Below are 16,303 nucleotides of genomic sequence, written 5' to 3' on the forward strand. Positions count from 1 at the left end.
GCCCTCTTTCATGACAACCACCTGCCGCAGGCGTACGCAGCGCCGAGCACAGCGCAGGGCGCCAACACGCCGACCCAGGCCTGCAGCGCCGTACGACAGGCGAAGCACCAGAGCACGGCGACCAGATAGACAAGGAAGGACAGCATCATTGCCGTCACCACCGCTTCGGCACGGGGCAGCGGCAGCCACTGCGCAATGCAGATGCTGGTAATCGAAGCCAGCAGATAACCGGCGAAGATAGCTGCGAGCGCCCGCGAGGCCACGGCCAGTCGATAGGCAACTGTCACGCCTCGGGTTTTGGGTAGTCGCTTCTTGACCACCGGGGTGGTTGCGGCAGGTGAGCGATCCATTGGAGCGTCTTCGTCCGGGAGATTGAGCAGCGGGAAGCGGGTGATGGCTCCAGCCAAATCCTGATTCGCCTTCAAACCGACGAATGAAGCGCAATATTAATGATAAATATTCTCATACGCAAAAGAGTCTGACAGAATCCACGCCACCCATGAATCCTCTGGATTGCTTTCGTGATGCACAGCACCCACCCTGCTCTCACCCACACCGTCGACGGCCTGTTCCGGGCGCATAACGCCTGGCTGACGGGCTGGTTGCGGCGCAGGCTCGGCTGTCCGCACAGTGCCGCGGATCTGGCGCAGGACACGTTCATCAAGGTGCTGGGCGCGCGCGACACGCAGCAGATCGTCGAGCCGCGCGCGTTCCTGACCACCATCGCCCGACGCGTGCTGTGCAATCACTACCGACGTCAGGATCTGGAACGCGCTTATTATCAGGCGCTGTCCGAACTGCCCGAGAGCGTGGCGCCATCCGAAGAAGAACGGGCGATCATTCTTGAAACGCTGGTGGAACTGGATCAATTGCTGGATGGCCTTCCAGGCCCGGTGAAAAGCGCGTTCCTGATGTCGCAGGTTGATGGCCTGAGCCATGGCGAAATCGCCAGCGCGTTGGGTATTTCCATCGCAACGGTCAAACGCCACCTGAACAAGGCCGCCCTGCGCTGCTACTTCGCCCTATGAACCTGAACAGCGAATCCCTGAACAAGTCCGACATCTCGCCTGCGGTTGCGCATCAGGCCGTCGGCTGGCTGCTGGAAATGCAGGAAGGTTCGTTGAATACGGGTCGTCAGAAGGCCTGGCAGCTCTGGCTCAATGGCAACGCCGAGCATCAACGGGCATGGGCACACATCCAGCGGGTCAATCAACGCCTGGGTGGTCTTTCATCACCGCTCGCCCACGCAGCGCTGGGCGCGCCTAAATCCGGCAGCCGACGTCACGCGCTCAAATTGCTGTTGTTGCTGGGCGCAGGTTCAATCGCGGGCTGGAGCCTGCGTGACCAGATCGCGCTGCAACCCTTGCTGGCCGATTACAACAGCGGCGTGGGCGAACAGCGCAAGGTGGCCTTGAGCGACGGCAGCCAGATCCAGTTGAACACCGCCAGCGCCGTGGATGTGAAATTCGATGTGCAGCAGCGACTCATTCGGCTGTTGTCGGGCGAAATCCTGATGACCGCCTCGGCCGATACCCGACCGCTGAACCTGCTGACCGCCGAGGGCTCCGTGAAGGTCGCGACCGGCAGCAGTCGTTTCAACCTGCGCCAGCTCAATGGACGCACGCAACTGGCGGTGTTCGCCGGAGTGGTCGAACTGGCTCCCGGTGAGCGCGCAGGTACGGGGCTGATCGTGCAGGCGCAGCAACAGGTGACGTTCAGCCGCAACGCCTGGGACAGCGTCCGCCCCGTGGATGCGAGCAGCGGCGCCTGGGCCGACGGCATGCTGGTCGCTTCGCGCATGAAACTGAGCGATTTCCTCGGCGAACTGGGACGTTACCGCCGCGGCCGTCTGAACTGCGACGCGAAAGTGGCCAACCTGCTGATCTCCGGCAGCTACCCGCTGGCAGACAGCGAACGCATCCTCGACATGCTGGAAATCGCCCTGCCCGTGCGCATTCAGCGCTTTACCCGGTATTGGGTGAACGTGCAGGCGCGGGTTTGAACCACGGGTGTGCATGATCAGACCATGCCGATCGTTCCTCATGCTCCGCGCTCATCGTTATACATAAGTCCGCAAGACGCCCAAAACAGGGGGCAAAACGAAAGTGACTGACTGAATGCATACCCCGTGGGAGGCGGCTTGCCGGCGATGGCGTCAGTTCAGTCACTGATAGATCGCTTCAGAAAAAGCATCGCCGGCAAGCCGCCTCCCACCGTCCGTGGCCGCAGCAAGACTCGGGTATAACGCTGAGTACAAGCATGGGCATGATCGGCGTGCTTGAGATCACGCTGATCGTTCCTACGCTCCGCGTGGGAATGCCGCTCAGGACGCTCCGCGTCCCGGCTTAATGGCGTCGTAAATATATTTCAAAATACGTGAGCCGTTTCCAGATCCTCGCGTGACAGACAGGGAAAGCATTTTCAATCTCCGGTCGAGGACTCCCGCATGTCAGCCCGCCCTACCCAACTCTCTCCGTTGGTGCGCACGTTGCGCCATGTCATTTTCGGCGCCAGCCTTTCGGTGGGCAGCCTGTCGATGGCCTATGCAGCAGATGCAGCACCCAGGGTTTACCACATCGCACCGAGCGAGCTGGAAACGGCGTTGAGCCAATTTGGTCGGGAAGCAGGCGTGCTGATTTCCTATGGTTCGCAGATCACCAGCGGCCTGAAAAGCCGTGGCCTCGAAGGTCAATACACGCCCGGGCAAGGCCTCAACGCACTGCTCGAGGGCACTGGTCTGAATGCCGTGGCTGATGGCAATAACGGCTTCACCGTGCAATCGGCCAGTGTCGCTGGCGCACCGATAGAACTGGGTGTCTCAACGGTCGTCGGTGACTGGCTGGGCGAGGCTCAGCAGACCAACGTGTTCGAACATCCTGGCGCACGTGACGTGATCCGCCGCGAAGAATTCGAACGTGTCGGCGCCACCTCCGCCCGTGATGTACTGAACCGCATCCCCGGCGTCAATGCCCCGGACAACAACGGCACGGGCAGCCATGACATGGCGCTGAACTTCGGCATTCGCGGCCTGAATCCACGTTTGGCCTCACGCTCCACCGTGTTGATGGATGGCATCCCGGTGCCGTTCGCACCTTACGGTCAGCCGCAGTTGTCATTCGCGCCGATCAGCATGGGCAACATGGACGCCGTGGACGTGGTGCGTGGCGGTGGCGCAGTGCGTTACGGCCCGCAGAACGTCGGCGGTATCGTCAACTTCGTGACCCGCGCCATTCCCGACGAACCAACGCTCAAAGGCGGCATCCAGACCGAAACCAGCCCGTCTTCCAGCCACGACGGCTTCAAGACCACCGGCAACCTGCTGGCGGGCGGTACCGCTGACAATGGCCTGGGCGGCGCGATTTTGTATTCCGGCGTGCGCGGCGGCGACTGGCGCGAGCACAGTGACACACAGATCGATGACCTGATCCTCAAAGGCAAATACCAGATCGACGACGCCAACAGCCTCAACGCCATGGCCCAGTACTACGATGGCGAAGCCGAAATGCCTGGCGGCCTGAGTGTTGCGGACTACGATGCCGATCCGTATCAGTCGACTCGACTGAAAGACAAGTTCTGGGGCCGTCGCACCATGTTCAACTTCGGCTATCGCTACGAGCAGGATGCCCGCGTTTTCACTGCCAACACCTTCTTCACCAAGACCCTGCGCAGTGGTTATCTGGACCAGGGCAGCTTTGTCTCCCTGTCGCCTCGTGAATACTGGGTACGCGGCCTGGAAACACGTTTCTCGCAAGGTTTCGCGCTGGGTGAAACCTGGCACGAAGTGGGCGTCGGCTATCGCTACGTGAACGAAGCGGGTCATGAACTGCGCTATCGCGAACCGGTGTCCGGCGATTTGCCGACCACTGCCAGCCGCAACGACCGCGACACCCGTGGATCGACCGAGGCGCACGCGTTCTACATCGATGACCGGATCGACATCGGCAAGTGGACCATCACGCCCGGCATTCGCTACGAGATGATCGACACCGCGCAGAACAACAACCTGACCAACGTCAAATACCAGGGCGACTACAACACCGCGTTGCCTGCATTGAACGTGCTCTACCACCTCACCGACACCTGGAACCTGTACGCCAACACCGAAGGCTCGTTCGGCAGCGTGCAGTACAGCCAGATGCCAAACCGTGTCACCGGCGGCGAAGTGAAACCCGAGAAAGCACGCACCTGGGAGCTGGGCACGCGCTATGACAACGGCAACCTGCGCGCCGAGATCGGGGCCTTCCTGATCAACTTCGACAACCAGTACGACAGCAACCAGACCAACGACACCGTCATCGCCCGCGGCGAGACACGCCATCAGGGCATCGAGACCAGCATCAACTACGCGCTGGAAGGTCTGAGCCCGGCACTGGCGGGTTACGACGTGTACGCAACCTACGCGTTCGTGGACGCCACCATCCGCGAGGACGGCCCGAACAAGGGCAACCGTGTGCCGTTCTCCTCGAAGCACAAAGGCACGATGGGCGTCAGCTACACCGAAGGCCCATGGAAACTCAACCTGGACAGCTCATTCCAGAGCGACCAGTTCGCCGACAACGCCAACACCTCGGCTGAAAGCGCCGACGGCAGCACCGGCCGCATTCCCGGCTACATGCTGTTCAGCACCCGCGCCGGTTACGACTTCGGCCCGCAGCTGTCCGACCTGAACGTGGCAGTCGGCGTGAAGAACATCTTCAACCGCCAGTACTACACCCGCTCTTTCGACGACAACAACCGCGGCAAATACGTCGGCGAGCCACGCACGCTGTACGTGCAGACCTCGGTTGCGTTTTGATCGCTGACTGATCGTGCCCATGCACCCCATGGTTGCAGCAAGACCTGGGTATAACTCTGAGCGCAAGCATGGGCATGGTCGGTGAGCTTGAGATCACGCTGATCGTTCCCACGCTGCAGCGTGGTAACGCCTCCCAGGACGCTCCGCGTCCGCTCTCGAATGTGTCGCAGAGCGTCGTGGGTGCATGCCCAAGCTCCAGCGCTTATCGTCATACATGTCATGCGCTCGGCTCGCCGAATCCGCAATCTGCGCCATTTGTGACGCGGAGCGTCACGATGCACGCCTGACTCACAATGACACGATCACCCTCCCCTCCCAGACATACCAGTAGGAAATCCATACCGTTACCGTATGGAATTTTCGTTCAAACACTTCCTGTTTTTTTCTACTGCGAAATATTTCTTCCATATTGGGGTTGAATTGTTGGGTCATTGCCGCCAACACTGTGAATGAGCGCAAACGAAACCGCGAGTCATCGCGCAGTCCAGGCTCACACGAGCAAGCCCTAATAAGGATTAACTATGCAAATCCAGGTCAATAGCGATAATCACATCGAAAGCAGTATCCGACTGGAGGAGTGGGTTCGTACCACCGTTGAAAGCACGCTCGAACATTACGACGAATACCTGACTCGCGTGGAAGTCCATATCCGCGATGAAAACGGCGACAAGCCAGGCCCGCATGACATCAAATGCCAGATGGAAGCCCGGCCAAAAGGACACCAACCTATTTCTGTTTCCCACAAGGCCGATACGGTAGATCAGGCTGTGGATGGCGCGGCGGTAAAACTCGATCACGCCCTTGAGCATCTGTTCGGCAAGCTGCGCGGCAAGCGCGGTGCAGCGCCCATCCTGACCGAGCAGGATGAGGATTCGGTCAGCCCGGACGCGCTGCTTGAAGAGGAATTCCTGGAAAAAGAACAGGAGAAAGAAGCCGCTCGTTTAAGCTGATTCCGATTCACTGCATGAACAGGTTTCACGAATAGACAAGAAGGGCGAATCCGCAAGGGTTCGCCCTTCTTGTCTATTCGTGATGCCCGATACTGGCCGGGCAAACGCATCGCAAAATGACCCAGCCTGCGACTGATCGGTGCGCACCACAAACGCTCGACGCACATCTTTGTATCACCTGGAACACAGTCACCCTGCTGCCGGGCAACGTCCAGATGCCGTCTATCGAATTTAACATCCAGTGACAAAGCCAATACCGGGCGCTGTTCCAGCCTCTCCCGCGAGCAAAAACGGTCATCGCTGACCTGCCTTCAAGCGCTAGCTGATTACCCGCAAGGCGGGCATTCTACCCTCTTCCAGCCGCAGTCCAGAGCCTCCACTGCCGCGCTTTTCGGAACACCTCCAAACGAGGTTTCCATCCCGCAAACGCGAATGTTTGCCCGAAAAGGAAAAGCGTCTGAATGTCTGACAATCCATCGAACTGGATTAGAAAAAATCGCCTTTCTGACAGCATCCGTCAGTACACGAGACAGATCTGATCAGGTGCCTTCAAGCATCGCCGTCGCCGAGCTGACAGTGCACCTGCCTTCAGCGAAATTCGGTGCTGACGGTTACAGATCCAGCGCGTCGAATCAGCCGACTCCTGAAAATGGCCCGAACCGTGCAACCCACCAATGGCGACACCCAAACCACGGCCAAGCCACTGATCGGCCGCTGAGAACCAAAAGGACTTACACCCGGTCAACTTATGCAGAACCATTGAGCAGGTAAATGATATGGACAATCCTTTTCAGATGATCACGGACACTTTCCATCCGGACTATCGGGTGAATCTGAGCATTCAAGGACTGGACGGCAGCATCATGCTGACGCTCTCCAATGAACGTGGCGTCGTCGCCAAGCGCCTGATCAGCGCCGCTCAACGTAACGACCCGGAACGCCTGCGCCGCCTGATAGAAAGCGTGCAGTTCGGCATTGCCATCGAACGTGGCGACAGCGCAATCAAGATCCTGGCTGCAATGACAGATGGCGCAGCCCTTCGCCAGCCAGGCGCGCCGTCCAATGACGAGTGGCAGCGAAAGCGGCCGAATCTGGCGGCGGGGATCTGATCGGGCTGTCAGGTTTTAAAACAACCATGAATCCTGATTCAACCCTTGCCACGTCCTATCCAGTCGACGGGGCTTTGATGACAAAGCGTTCAACACTGACTTCGCGTTGAACGCTTCATTGAAGATTTCATTCTTCTCCCGACCAATACCAAAGCGTATCGCCCCACGTCGAATCACTGATACTTGGCATGATTTCGCCTTGCTGAAAGTGGCGTCTTGAATTGGCTTGGGCTGGAGTAAACCAGTAGCCGGTCTTGGTGCAGGGATCGCCAGCGACCACTCGGTTGATCTGAGTGCCGTTAGCGCCTTGATAATTTCTTGCGTATTCGACCAGGTCCTTGGGATAGACCATATGATCTATCTTGCTGTCGTCTATGTTGTATAGGAAAGCGATGGCGCCGGCTTCGATGGCCCAATAGCCTACATAATTACCGTCTTCTCCCTGAAGGTGCGTGTCGTGCCAAGGAGCCTGTTTAAATGCGGGATACCATTGTTTGCAATATTTCTCCAAATATTCAGCAGCTTCAATTTTGGATTTTGCATATATTGCCTGTACTAAAGATGAATATACGTCGTGATACCATTGATCGATATCGTGCCTGCTAGGTAGCATTTTGCAAAGTAGATCTTCATATAGTGTATCTTCCCCCTCGTACCCGCCATTATCTATAAGCTTGACGAATCGCTTCAATAGGTCAATGCGATGTAATAGGATGCAGAACCCTATGACTTGTACGCACTCCTCATATTCGTGTGGCCAGCTATCTAATGCCAAAGGTGAAATGTCAGGCGAATTTTCTGACGTTGCAAGAGCAGCTTGTCGTGCCTCATACTTTTCAATCAAATCTTCAAGTAGAGGTGGGAGAGATGATATGTCCTCTCCCGCTGTATATGTCGCTGTGAGCCTTCGAAGTGCTAAACGCTGTGTGAATCTTGAGCGAAGCGTAGCTTCCCCTTCAGGGGTATCCGACTTAAATATCTTTTTTTTTAGAAGCTCTGTCGCCTCATCATGATCGTTAAGAAAGTTCTTATAATGGGTTTCGCTAAAGAGTTTTTGTCTTTTGATCATCTGGTTAGGCCTCAAACTTGAGAGAGTCTAGTGCGCCATACTTTTTGGCTAAAGATTTTTTACGCTTGTTCACGAAGCCTTTAACTTCATTCTCTCCGTAATGAAAAGCCTTGTGACTCTGGTGGGAAGACTCATCAGAGTTGTTCAAGCGGGCGCTTGCATGTTCTTTGGGACTCAGGCTGCCGTGATATAACGGTGTGTAGAACAAATGGCGACTGTATGATGCAGCCACTTGAAGCTGTAAAGAATACGTCGAGACGGCTTTCTCCAAATTCTCCTCAATCCACTCGTCACTCATTTGAACAAGTAAACGCCTTGGAGCTTTAGATGGGCGAGCTTCGATTTTTGTTGTATTAGTATTATTTTTACCAGTGCTTACTTTTTTTGATTTATTAGCAAGTGATTTGTTTTCTGGGATTTCACGGGGCTCAATCAGTTCGCTTGGCTCAGCAAGGCCCGACACTCCCAGTTTAGAACTAACCCCCGGCTTCCGAGTATTGTTCATTTTACGCATAAATTTCGGCGCATCTTCATCACGGCTCGCCTTGGCCTCGACTATGGCAAATTTTTCGCCTCCGTTGTTAGCAGGATTCGCGCGCCATACTGCATCAATACCTGTTCCGTTAGCGCCGTCGGTTAACTTGTAAAGGATGTGCTTTCCCTTCGGACTGCCACCTTTAGAAAGCTTCCCCATCTTGCTCCCACTCGGCAAACCCTCAAGCCACTTCCCGTCCGAGCCCTTGTCATGCCCGTCCCAGTCCTTGCCCCAGCCAAACTCGACTGCGCAAATATAGTCGGCAATGTGTTCGCCACTCACGCCCAGCCCTTCGTTCAGAATACTGGACGGTGCTTGCAGGCCAACTCGGGAAGCTTCGACCTGATTGGAATGGGTGCCGCCGGCGTTTTCCTTACCCTGCGCCGCAACAGTCGTGTCCTTGCTGGCGGGCTTCTCGACCCGTTTCGGATGACTGGAACCAGAGGACGCCGCAGAGCTGTTTCGCTGCATTCCCTTCCATTTCACCAGTCGCTTTTCAACGACGCCAACTATGGCTGGCATGTTGTCGCGGGAGGCGGCAAGGACGGTAACGACAGATATCTTTGCCCAGTTGGGCAGCCCTTGAAATGTCGAGGAACCCTTGACGCCTGTAATGATGTCCTCCAGCTCACCGCGCAGCTTTCCGGCATCGAATACCTGCTTGAGCAGTTCTTCAGGGCTGGTCTTGAGAGCATATTTCCCCCGCCGATCTGCCGCCTTAATCCTCTCCCGACCAGTACCAAAGCGTATCGCCCCACGTCGAATCACTGATACTTGGCATGATCTCGCCTTGCTGAAAGTGGCGTCTTGAATCGGCCTGGGCTGGAGTAAACCAATAACCGGTCTTGGTGCAGGGATCGCCAGCGACCACTCGGTTGATCTGAGTGCCATTAGCACCTTGGTAATTTCTTGCGTACTCGACCAAATCCTTGGGATAGACCATATGATCTATCTTGCTGTCGTCTATGTTATATAGGAAGGCGATTGCACCAGCTTCGAAGGCCCAATAACCCACATAGTTCCCACCGTCTCCTTGATGGTGAGTGTCGTGCCACGGAGCTTGTTTAAATGCTGGATACCATTGCTGACAATATTTTTTTAGCAACCTCGGTGCTTCTGTTTTATCGACAACATAGATAGCTTGAATAAGGGGTGTATATACGTCGTGATACCACTGATCAACATCATGCCTGTTAGGCAAAACTTTTCTTAACAAATCTTCGTAAAGAGTGTCATCACCAGCATAGCCCGCTTCATCCATAAGTCTCACAAAACGTGCCAACAGGTCAATGCGATGCATCAAGATGCATAAACTAATGACTTGAACTGCTTCTTCGTATTGATCTGGCCAGTCATCTAAAGCCAAGGGCGAAATATTTGGTGCACCTTCATAAATAGCAAGAGTTTTTTGACGGACCTCATATTTATCAATCAAATCGTCAAGCAGATGGAAAAGCGATTCAATCGTCTCTCCAGCTGTATAGGCGATAAAAATCCTCTTGAGCGCCAAAGTTTGAAAAAAGGCGCCCCTAAGCGAAAGCTCTTCTTCAGGCGAATCAGACTGAAAATCATTGATCTTGAAAAACTCAACTACCTCATCGTGTTCTGCAAGATAAATCTCGTAATGCTTTTCACTGAAAAATTTTTGCCGCTTACTCATAATTACGCCTCAACCTTAAGTGTCTCTAAAGCACCGTATTTTCTGGCCAAAGACTTTTTACGCTTATTTACGAAACGCTTGACTTCCATTTCGCCATAGTGAAAAGCATTATGATTTCGGTGATCAACTTCATCTAACCCTTTTAGCCTAGCCTCAGCATGCTCTTTAGGACTCAAGCTTGAATGATACAGTGGAGAGTAAAAAAGATGCCTGCTATTTGACGCCAGTATCTGTGCAACCAGAGCGTTACCCTTGACTGCCTTATCAAGGTTTCTGCCTATCCACTCGATGCTCATCTGAACCAATATTTGTTTACTTTTAGCGGGTGATTTTTTAGAAGCTGGCTTAGCTTGAGTGCTTGCTTTTCCAGAATTAAGAGTTTTTTTCTTTTTACCGTCAGCAATATCTGGATCATTCTCAATAGGCTCGATTAACTCGCTAGGATCACCCAGGCCAGACACACCCAGTTTGGACGCAACCCCCGGTTTACGCGTATTGTTCAACTTTCGCATAAACTTAGGCGCATCCTCATCCTTACTCGCCTTGGCTTCGACAATCGCAAATTTCTTACCCCCATTGTTAGCAGGATCAGCCCGCCAAACCGCATCAATCCCTGTTCCGTTCGCCCCATCTGTCAGCTTGTAAAGCACATGCTTTGCCTTAGGACTTCCGCCAGCTGACAGCTTCCCCAACTTGCTCCCACTCGGCAAACCCTCAAGCCACTTCCCGTCCGAGCCCTTGTCATGCCCGTCCCAGTCCTTGCCCCAGCCAAATTCGACTGCGCAAATATAGTCGGCGATGTGCTCGCCACTGACGCCCAGCCCTTCGTTCAGAATGCTGGACGGTGCTTGCAGGCCAACTCGGGAAGCTTCGACCTGATTGGAATGGGTGCCGCTGGCGTTTTCCTTACCCTGCGCCGCAACAGTCGTGTCCTTGCTGGCGGGCTTCTCGACCCGTTTCGGATGACTGGAACCAGAGGACGCCGCAGAGCTGTTTCGCTGCATTCCCTTCCATTTCACCAGTCGCTTTTCAACGACGCCAACTATGGCTGGCATGTTGTCGCGGGAGGCGGCAAGGACGGTAACGACAGACGTCTTTGCCCAGTTGGGCAGCCCTTGAAATGTCGAGGAACCCTTGACGCCTGTGATGATGTCATCCAGCTCACCGCGCAGCTTCCCAGCATCGAATACCTGCTTGAGCAGTTCTTCAGGGCTGGTCTTAAGAGCATATTTCCCCCGCCGATCTGCCGCCTTAATCCTCTCCCGACCAGTACCAAAGCGTATCGCCCCACGTCGAATCACTGATACTTGGCATGATCTCGCCTTGCTGAAAGTGGCGTCTTGAATTGGCTTGGGCTGGGGTGAACCAGTAGCCTGTTTTGCTGCAGGGGTCGCCAGCGACAATGCGGTTGATTTGGGAGCCAGCTTCACCATTGTAATTTCTGGCGTATTCGACCAGGTCTTTGGGGTAGACCATGTGGTCTATTTTACTGTCATCTATACCGTACAAAAAAGCGATGGCTCCAGCTTCAATTGCCCAGTATCCGACGTAATTACCATTTTCTCCTTTTAAATGACTTTCATGCCACGGTGCTTGTTCGAACGCAGGGTACCACCGACTGCAGTACTCTTTCAGGCATGCTGTGGCATCCTCTTTGCTGTCCGCATAGATCGCCCGAATTAAGGGCGAGTAAATATCGTGAAACCATTGATCCACATCATGTCTGTTTGGCAAAACTTTGACAAGCAGGTCTTCATATAGAGTATCGTCGCCAGCATAACCAGCGCGATCAATTAGCATCACAAACCTAGTGAGAAGATCAGTGCGATGTAGCAGAATACAGAACCCTATAACCTGAACACATTCTTCATATTGATCAGCCCAGTCGCTTATTGCAAGTGGAGATATGTCAGGAATTCCTTTATACTCTGCAAGCTTGAGTTGCCTTGTTTCGTATCTTTCTACTAGTTCCTCGAGTGCTGGGGCTAGTGAGGAAATCTCGCCCCCAATCGTATAAGTGGCTAGAAGCTTATCAAGTGATAGCTGCACTAGGTATGTTGAGCGCAGCATTGCCTCTTCCTCAGGCGAATCAGCCTGAAGTGGAGTTGTATTACTAAGTTCAATAACTTTATGGTATTCTTTCAAGAAGTTGTCGTAGTGGCTCTCGCTAAAAAAACGTTGTCTTTTGCTCATGGTAGTTAAACCTCAATCTTAAGCGAGTCTAGTGCGCCATGTTTTTTTGTTAAGGATTTTTTTCGTTTATTTACAAATCCTTTCACTTCATGCTCGGTATAATGAAATGATTTATGATTTCTGTGAGTACTTTCGCTAAGGCTTTCTAGTTGGGCGCTGGCATGCTCCTTTGGACTCAAACTGGTGTGGAATAGAGGTGCGTAAAATAGATGGCGACTATAGGAACTCATCACTTGATATGCAAGAGCTCTTCCGTTCACAGCTCTGTCAATATTTCTAGTTATCCACTCGCTACTCATCTGTACTAAAACATCCCTCTTTCTATTGCTGACATCGACTTCGCGGTTAGTTTTTGCTTTTTTTCTTTTGCCACTGCTAAGACTGTTGCTGTTAGTTTGTGTGTCGTTTTGGTCTATTGGTTCAATTAGCTCGCTAGGATCAGATATCCCGGATACACCCAGCTTGGATCCAATCCCCGGCTTCCGCGTATTGTTCAGTTTACGTGTAAATTTCGGGGCATCTTCATCCCGACTCGCCTTGGCTTCGACGATAGCGAATTTCTTTCCTTCATTGTTGGCCGGATCAGCTCTCCATACAGCATCAATGCCCGTTCCATTCGCACCATCTGTCAACTTGTAAAGCACATGCTTCGCCTTCGGACTACCACCCGCCGACAGCTTCCCCAACTTGCTCCCACTCGGCAAACCCTCAAGCCACTTCCCGTCCGAGCCCTTGTCATGCCCGTCCCAGTCCTTGCCCCAGCCAAATTCGACTGCGCAGATATAGTCGGCGATGTGTTCGCCACTCACGCCCAGCCCTTCGTTCAGAATACTGGACGGTGCTTGCAGGCCAACTCGGGAAGCTTCGACCTGATTGGAATGGGTGCCGCTGGCGTTTTCCTTACCCTGCGCCGCAACAGTCGTGTCCTTGCTGGCGGGCTTCTCGACCCGTTTCGGATGACTGGAACCAGAGGACGCCGCAGAGCTGTTTCGCTGCATTCCCTTCCATTTCACCAGTCGCTTTTCAACGACGCCAACTATGGCTGGCATGTTGTCGCGGGAGGCGGCAAGGACGGTAACGACAGACGTCTTTGCCCAGTTGGGCAGCCCTTGAAATGTCGAGGAACCCTTGACGCCTGTGATGATGTCATCCAGCTCACCCCGCAGCTTCCCGGCATCGAATACCTGCTTGAGCAGTTCTTCAGGGCTGGTCTTGATGCCGCATTCCTGCAGCACGAAACGCAGCAGGTCAAAGAGGACCGGGGCGTAGCGTTCGGGGTCCTTGTTGACGATGCGCATGCTTTTCTTGAGGCCGTCACCCGGCCCTGGAATCCAGCCGATGATGGCCATCAACAGGTCAAACTGAGCGTCCTCCTTACCTGACGTCGACTCTGAGTTGTAAAGGACGATCGACGACTCGATGGTGTCGTAGGCGTCGATGGCCTGGCCAAGAAAAGGGACGGCACCGAGCGCAATACCCTTGGCCAGTTCAACAGCAGCCTCCTGATAAGCGTCGCTGCGGTCTTCGCCGCCATTTGTTCCTTCAGTGACTTCCCCGCTCATGACACTCTCCCTGCGGCTTTTTCCACCAATGCCTGTAGATCGATCTGGTCTGGGTCCAGACCGAGTTTGCGTAGGTCTTCGTTAACCTTTTCATCCGAGTTCTGGACAACGGTCACGCTTTCGCGAGTGAACGGCCTCGGATCTTCGCCGTAGTAGACCTTGGCCGGGCCTTGCGGAACATCTTCGAGCCGGGCGAAGCCGTCGTCGTCCAGCACACCTTCGCGTGTCGATCCATCGGCAAAGTCGACGCGATACGACGCACCAGGCACCGGTTCAAGGTTGTCATAATGCAGGTTCAGCTCAAGCCAGGTCGGGTTGGCCTTGGCTTCTTTCATCAGATTCCCGGCGGCGTCGACAGCAGCCAGCCCAGGAATGAGCGGGGCCAGAATACCGATCCCGGTCCCGACACCCGCAGAGCCTCCTGTATTGACCTTTACCTCCGCCCCGCTGATCGTTACGCCACCGGCATCAAGCTTGATGAAACTCCCGCCTGCCTTGGACGTGAGCTCCATGCCCCCTTCCACCACCACCTTCTGACCTGCGTGGTAGTGGATTTCCTGACCGGCTTCGACGAACTGCGCGGTGCCTACCTTCAGATGCTGCGTCGCGCCCACGGTCAGGTGATCGTCGGCACGGGTTTCGGTCTTGCGGTCCAGATGTGTGATGCGGTGTTCTTCAACCTTGAACTGGCTGAGGACATTGGCTTCAACCGTGTCGTGCCGCTCGTTGCCGATATGGATCTTCTGGTCGTGCTCGATGTTCTCATCCCAGTCACGCTGGGCATGGATGTAGATCTGTTCGGCGCCTTTCCTGTCTTCGATACGAAATTCGTTGTAACCCTGACCACCCGGTGAGCTGAGGGTTTTGAAGGTGCTACGGGTCTTGTTGGCGGGCAGCTCGTAGGGCACAAGGTTTTCCTTGTGATACAGGCAGCCGGTGATCAGCGGCTGATCAGGATCACCTTCAAGAAAGGTGACAAGTACTTCCATACCTATGCGCGGGATAGCGATTGCGCCGTAAGCGCTGCCTGCCCAGCCGTTGGCAACGCGCAGCCAGCATGTGGTGTTGCCGTCCGACTGACCCTCGCGATCCCAGAAGAACTGCACTTTGACGCGACCGTACGGGTCGGTATGGATCTCTTCACCTGCCGGGCCGGTGACGATGGCGGTCTGGCTGCCGAGCACCTTGGGTTTTGGATGCTCGAGCTCCGGACGAAAGTGGGCATCCCAAGGTGTGGCAAGAAAACGGTTGCGGTAGCCCTGGTGAAAGTCGTCTTTGTTGTCAGTCACATCGCTGGTGATGTTTTCACCGAGCACCTGGGGCTGCTTGCCCTCGTGAATAACCTCCAGCAGCAGCCACAGATCATTCCACTCGGCGCGCGGATGTTCGTTGAGGGCCAGGAAGTGGCCGCTGACCAGTGTAGGCTCGTCGCCTTTGCCTTCTGCCAGACGATAGTCGCTGCGATGGCGCTCAAGGGCTCGCGTTGCCAGCTGTTTACCGCGGGCACGGTCGGTGAACCGCCCCGGATAATCGTAATCTTCAAGGTCCGGAGCAAACTCGCTTTTGGCTGAGCTTTCGGGCAGAACGCTGGGTTTTTCAAAGTCGTAATCGCGGCGGCTGACACGGGTGCTACGGGTTTCCAGGCGCAGATTGAAACGTTTGATCACCGGTTGCTCGGCAGCCATGCCGGAGTCCTGTTGATAGCTCACGGGCGCAAGCTTGGGGAACACCGTCTGATCGTCTCCGAACACCAGGGTGTGTCCGCTGGCGGAATGTTGAAAGTGGAAATGAATCCCCTCTTCTTCGCAAAGCCGCTGGATGAAATGCAGGTCGGACTCATCGTACTGCACGCAGTAATCACGCTCGGGGTAAACCGCGCCGAGCTGAAAGCGATAGGCGTCGGCCAGGATGCCGCGTGCTTCCAGCACCTGAGCGATGATCTTTGGCACTGACAGTTGCTGGAAGATCTGCTGGTCGTGATTGTGTCGCAGGTAGGCAAGCTGAGGCACCAGACTGATGCTGTAACGGGTCAGCCTTTTGCCGGAGTCACCTTGCTCGATGCGATAGACCAGACCGTGGATGACACCCTTGCCGGTGGCACCAAAGGTCAGGCAGGCGCGCTTGTGCAGCAGTTCTTCAAGTGCAATGTCAGGTCGTGCGCTGACCAGTTCGATGTCAAAGCAATACGGCTGGTTGAGCGCTTCGCGACCGACGAAAGCAAGCACTTGAAAGTCAACGGATATGCCCTCCAGCGTGAGGGAGATATGGGTTGCGTTAGCGTCCAGCATGCCGGAATCCTGTCCATCTGAAGCCTTCGGGAACCAGAATGGTGCTGGAATACAAGCTTTATCTCAACGCAAAAATCAGCAGGTGAAAAAGAAATATTGCCTACTGCCCCGCCTCCTCTGTGCAGCAAGTGTGCAGCAAGTT

At 54.7% G+C, this 16,303-nt stretch carries 13 protein-coding genes; 5 read left to right on the plus strand and 8 right to left on the minus strand.

Annotation, left to right across the window (positions count from 1 at the left end; all coding sequences use genetic code 11):
• Positions 1 to 8: 8 nt before the first annotated feature.
• A complete protein-coding gene (locus CFBP1590_RS21460; protein WP_058432966.1) occupies positions 9 to 350 on the minus strand; it encodes a DUF3649 domain-containing protein in 342 nt (113 codons plus the stop codon).
• A gap of 174 nt (positions 351 to 524) precedes the next feature.
• Between CFBP1590_RS21460 and CFBP1590_RS21465 the strand changes: the two genes are divergently transcribed.
• The 5 genes from CFBP1590_RS21465 to CFBP1590_RS21485 all read left to right on the plus strand — a co-directional run bounded on the left by CFBP1590_RS21465 (position 525) and on the right by CFBP1590_RS21485 (position 6,854).
• Entirely contained in the window at positions 525 to 1,028 is a 504-nt protein-coding gene (locus CFBP1590_RS21465; protein WP_043303027.1) for a sigma-70 family RNA polymerase sigma factor, read from the plus strand.
• Positions 1,025 to 2,002 carry a FecR domain-containing protein gene (locus CFBP1590_RS21470; RefSeq protein ID WP_088235879.1) on the plus strand — a complete coding sequence of 326 codons (978 nt, stop codon included), beginning with the start codon at positions 1,025 to 1,027 and terminating at the stop codon, positions 2,000 to 2,002. The genes CFBP1590_RS21465 and CFBP1590_RS21470 overlap by 4 nt, the downstream gene beginning before the upstream one ends.
• 444 nt (positions 2,003 to 2,446) lie before the next feature.
• Positions 2,447 to 4,795 (plus strand): TonB-dependent Fe(3+) dicitrate receptor FecA, encoded by a 2,349-nt coding sequence (fecA, locus tag CFBP1590_RS21475; RefSeq protein WP_058432189.1) that lies wholly within the window; start codon positions 2,447 to 2,449, stop codon positions 4,793 to 4,795.
• A gap of 521 nt (positions 4,796 to 5,316) precedes the next feature.
• The gene (locus CFBP1590_RS21480; RefSeq protein WP_004885100.1) at positions 5,317 to 5,745 is read left to right on the plus strand and encodes an HPF/RaiA family ribosome-associated protein; all 429 of its coding nucleotides are present in this window, start codon (positions 5,317 to 5,319) and stop codon (positions 5,743 to 5,745) included.
• Positions 5,746 to 6,521: 776 nt separating this feature from the next.
• Positions 6,522 to 6,854, plus strand: coding sequence for a DUF3509 domain-containing protein (locus CFBP1590_RS21485; RefSeq protein WP_025996389.1), 333 nt, complete (start codon positions 6,522 to 6,524; stop codon positions 6,852 to 6,854).
• Between the two features lie 127 nt (positions 6,855 to 6,981).
• On the opposite strand, the gene CFBP1590_RS21490 is transcribed toward CFBP1590_RS21485, so the two are convergent.
• The 7 genes from CFBP1590_RS21490 to CFBP1590_RS21520 are packed head-to-tail and all read right to left on the minus strand — an operon-like array spanning position 6,982 to position 16,161.
• Complete coding sequence (locus CFBP1590_RS21490) at positions 6,982 to 7,923, minus strand: PoNe immunity protein domain-containing protein (protein ID WP_088235880.1); 942 nt, start codon at positions 7,921 to 7,923, stop codon at positions 6,982 to 6,984.
• A gap of 4 nt (positions 7,924 to 7,927) precedes the next feature.
• Positions 7,928 to 9,208 (minus strand): hypothetical protein, encoded by a 1,281-nt coding sequence (locus tag CFBP1590_RS21495; RefSeq protein ID WP_374729068.1) that lies wholly within the window; start codon positions 9,206 to 9,208, stop codon positions 7,928 to 7,930.
• Positions 9,177 to 10,118: a PoNe immunity protein domain-containing protein gene (locus CFBP1590_RS21500; RefSeq protein ID WP_088235881.1), complete on the minus strand. Its 942-nt coding sequence runs from the start codon at positions 10,116 to 10,118 to the stop codon at positions 9,177 to 9,179. Before CFBP1590_RS21500 ends, CFBP1590_RS21495 begins: the two co-directional genes overlap by 32 nt.
• Before the next feature lie 2 nt (positions 10,119 to 10,120).
• On the minus strand, positions 10,121 to 11,401 hold the full coding sequence (locus tag CFBP1590_RS21505; RefSeq protein WP_374729069.1) for a hypothetical protein: 1,281 nt from the start codon (positions 11,399 to 11,401) through the stop codon (positions 10,121 to 10,123).
• Positions 11,370 to 12,311, minus strand: coding sequence for a PoNe immunity protein domain-containing protein (locus CFBP1590_RS21510; RefSeq protein WP_088235882.1), 942 nt, complete (start codon positions 12,309 to 12,311; stop codon positions 11,370 to 11,372). The genes CFBP1590_RS21505 and CFBP1590_RS21510 overlap by 32 nt, the downstream gene beginning before the upstream one ends.
• 5 nt (positions 12,312 to 12,316) lie before the next feature.
• Positions 12,317 to 13,873 (minus strand): hypothetical protein, encoded by a 1,557-nt coding sequence (locus CFBP1590_RS21515; RefSeq protein WP_088235883.1) that lies wholly within the window; start codon positions 13,871 to 13,873, stop codon positions 12,317 to 12,319.
• On the minus strand, positions 13,870 to 16,161 hold the full coding sequence (locus CFBP1590_RS21520; RefSeq protein ID WP_088235884.1) for a type VI secretion system Vgr family protein: 2,292 nt from the start codon (positions 16,159 to 16,161) through the stop codon (positions 13,870 to 13,872). The genes CFBP1590_RS21515 and CFBP1590_RS21520 overlap by 4 nt, the downstream gene beginning before the upstream one ends.
• Positions 16,162 to 16,303 lie beyond the last annotated feature (142 nt).

The organism is Pseudomonas viridiflava, from assembly GCF_900184295.1.
Taxonomy (GTDB): domain Bacteria; phylum Pseudomonadota; class Gammaproteobacteria; order Pseudomonadales; family Pseudomonadaceae; genus Aquipseudomonas; species Aquipseudomonas viridiflava.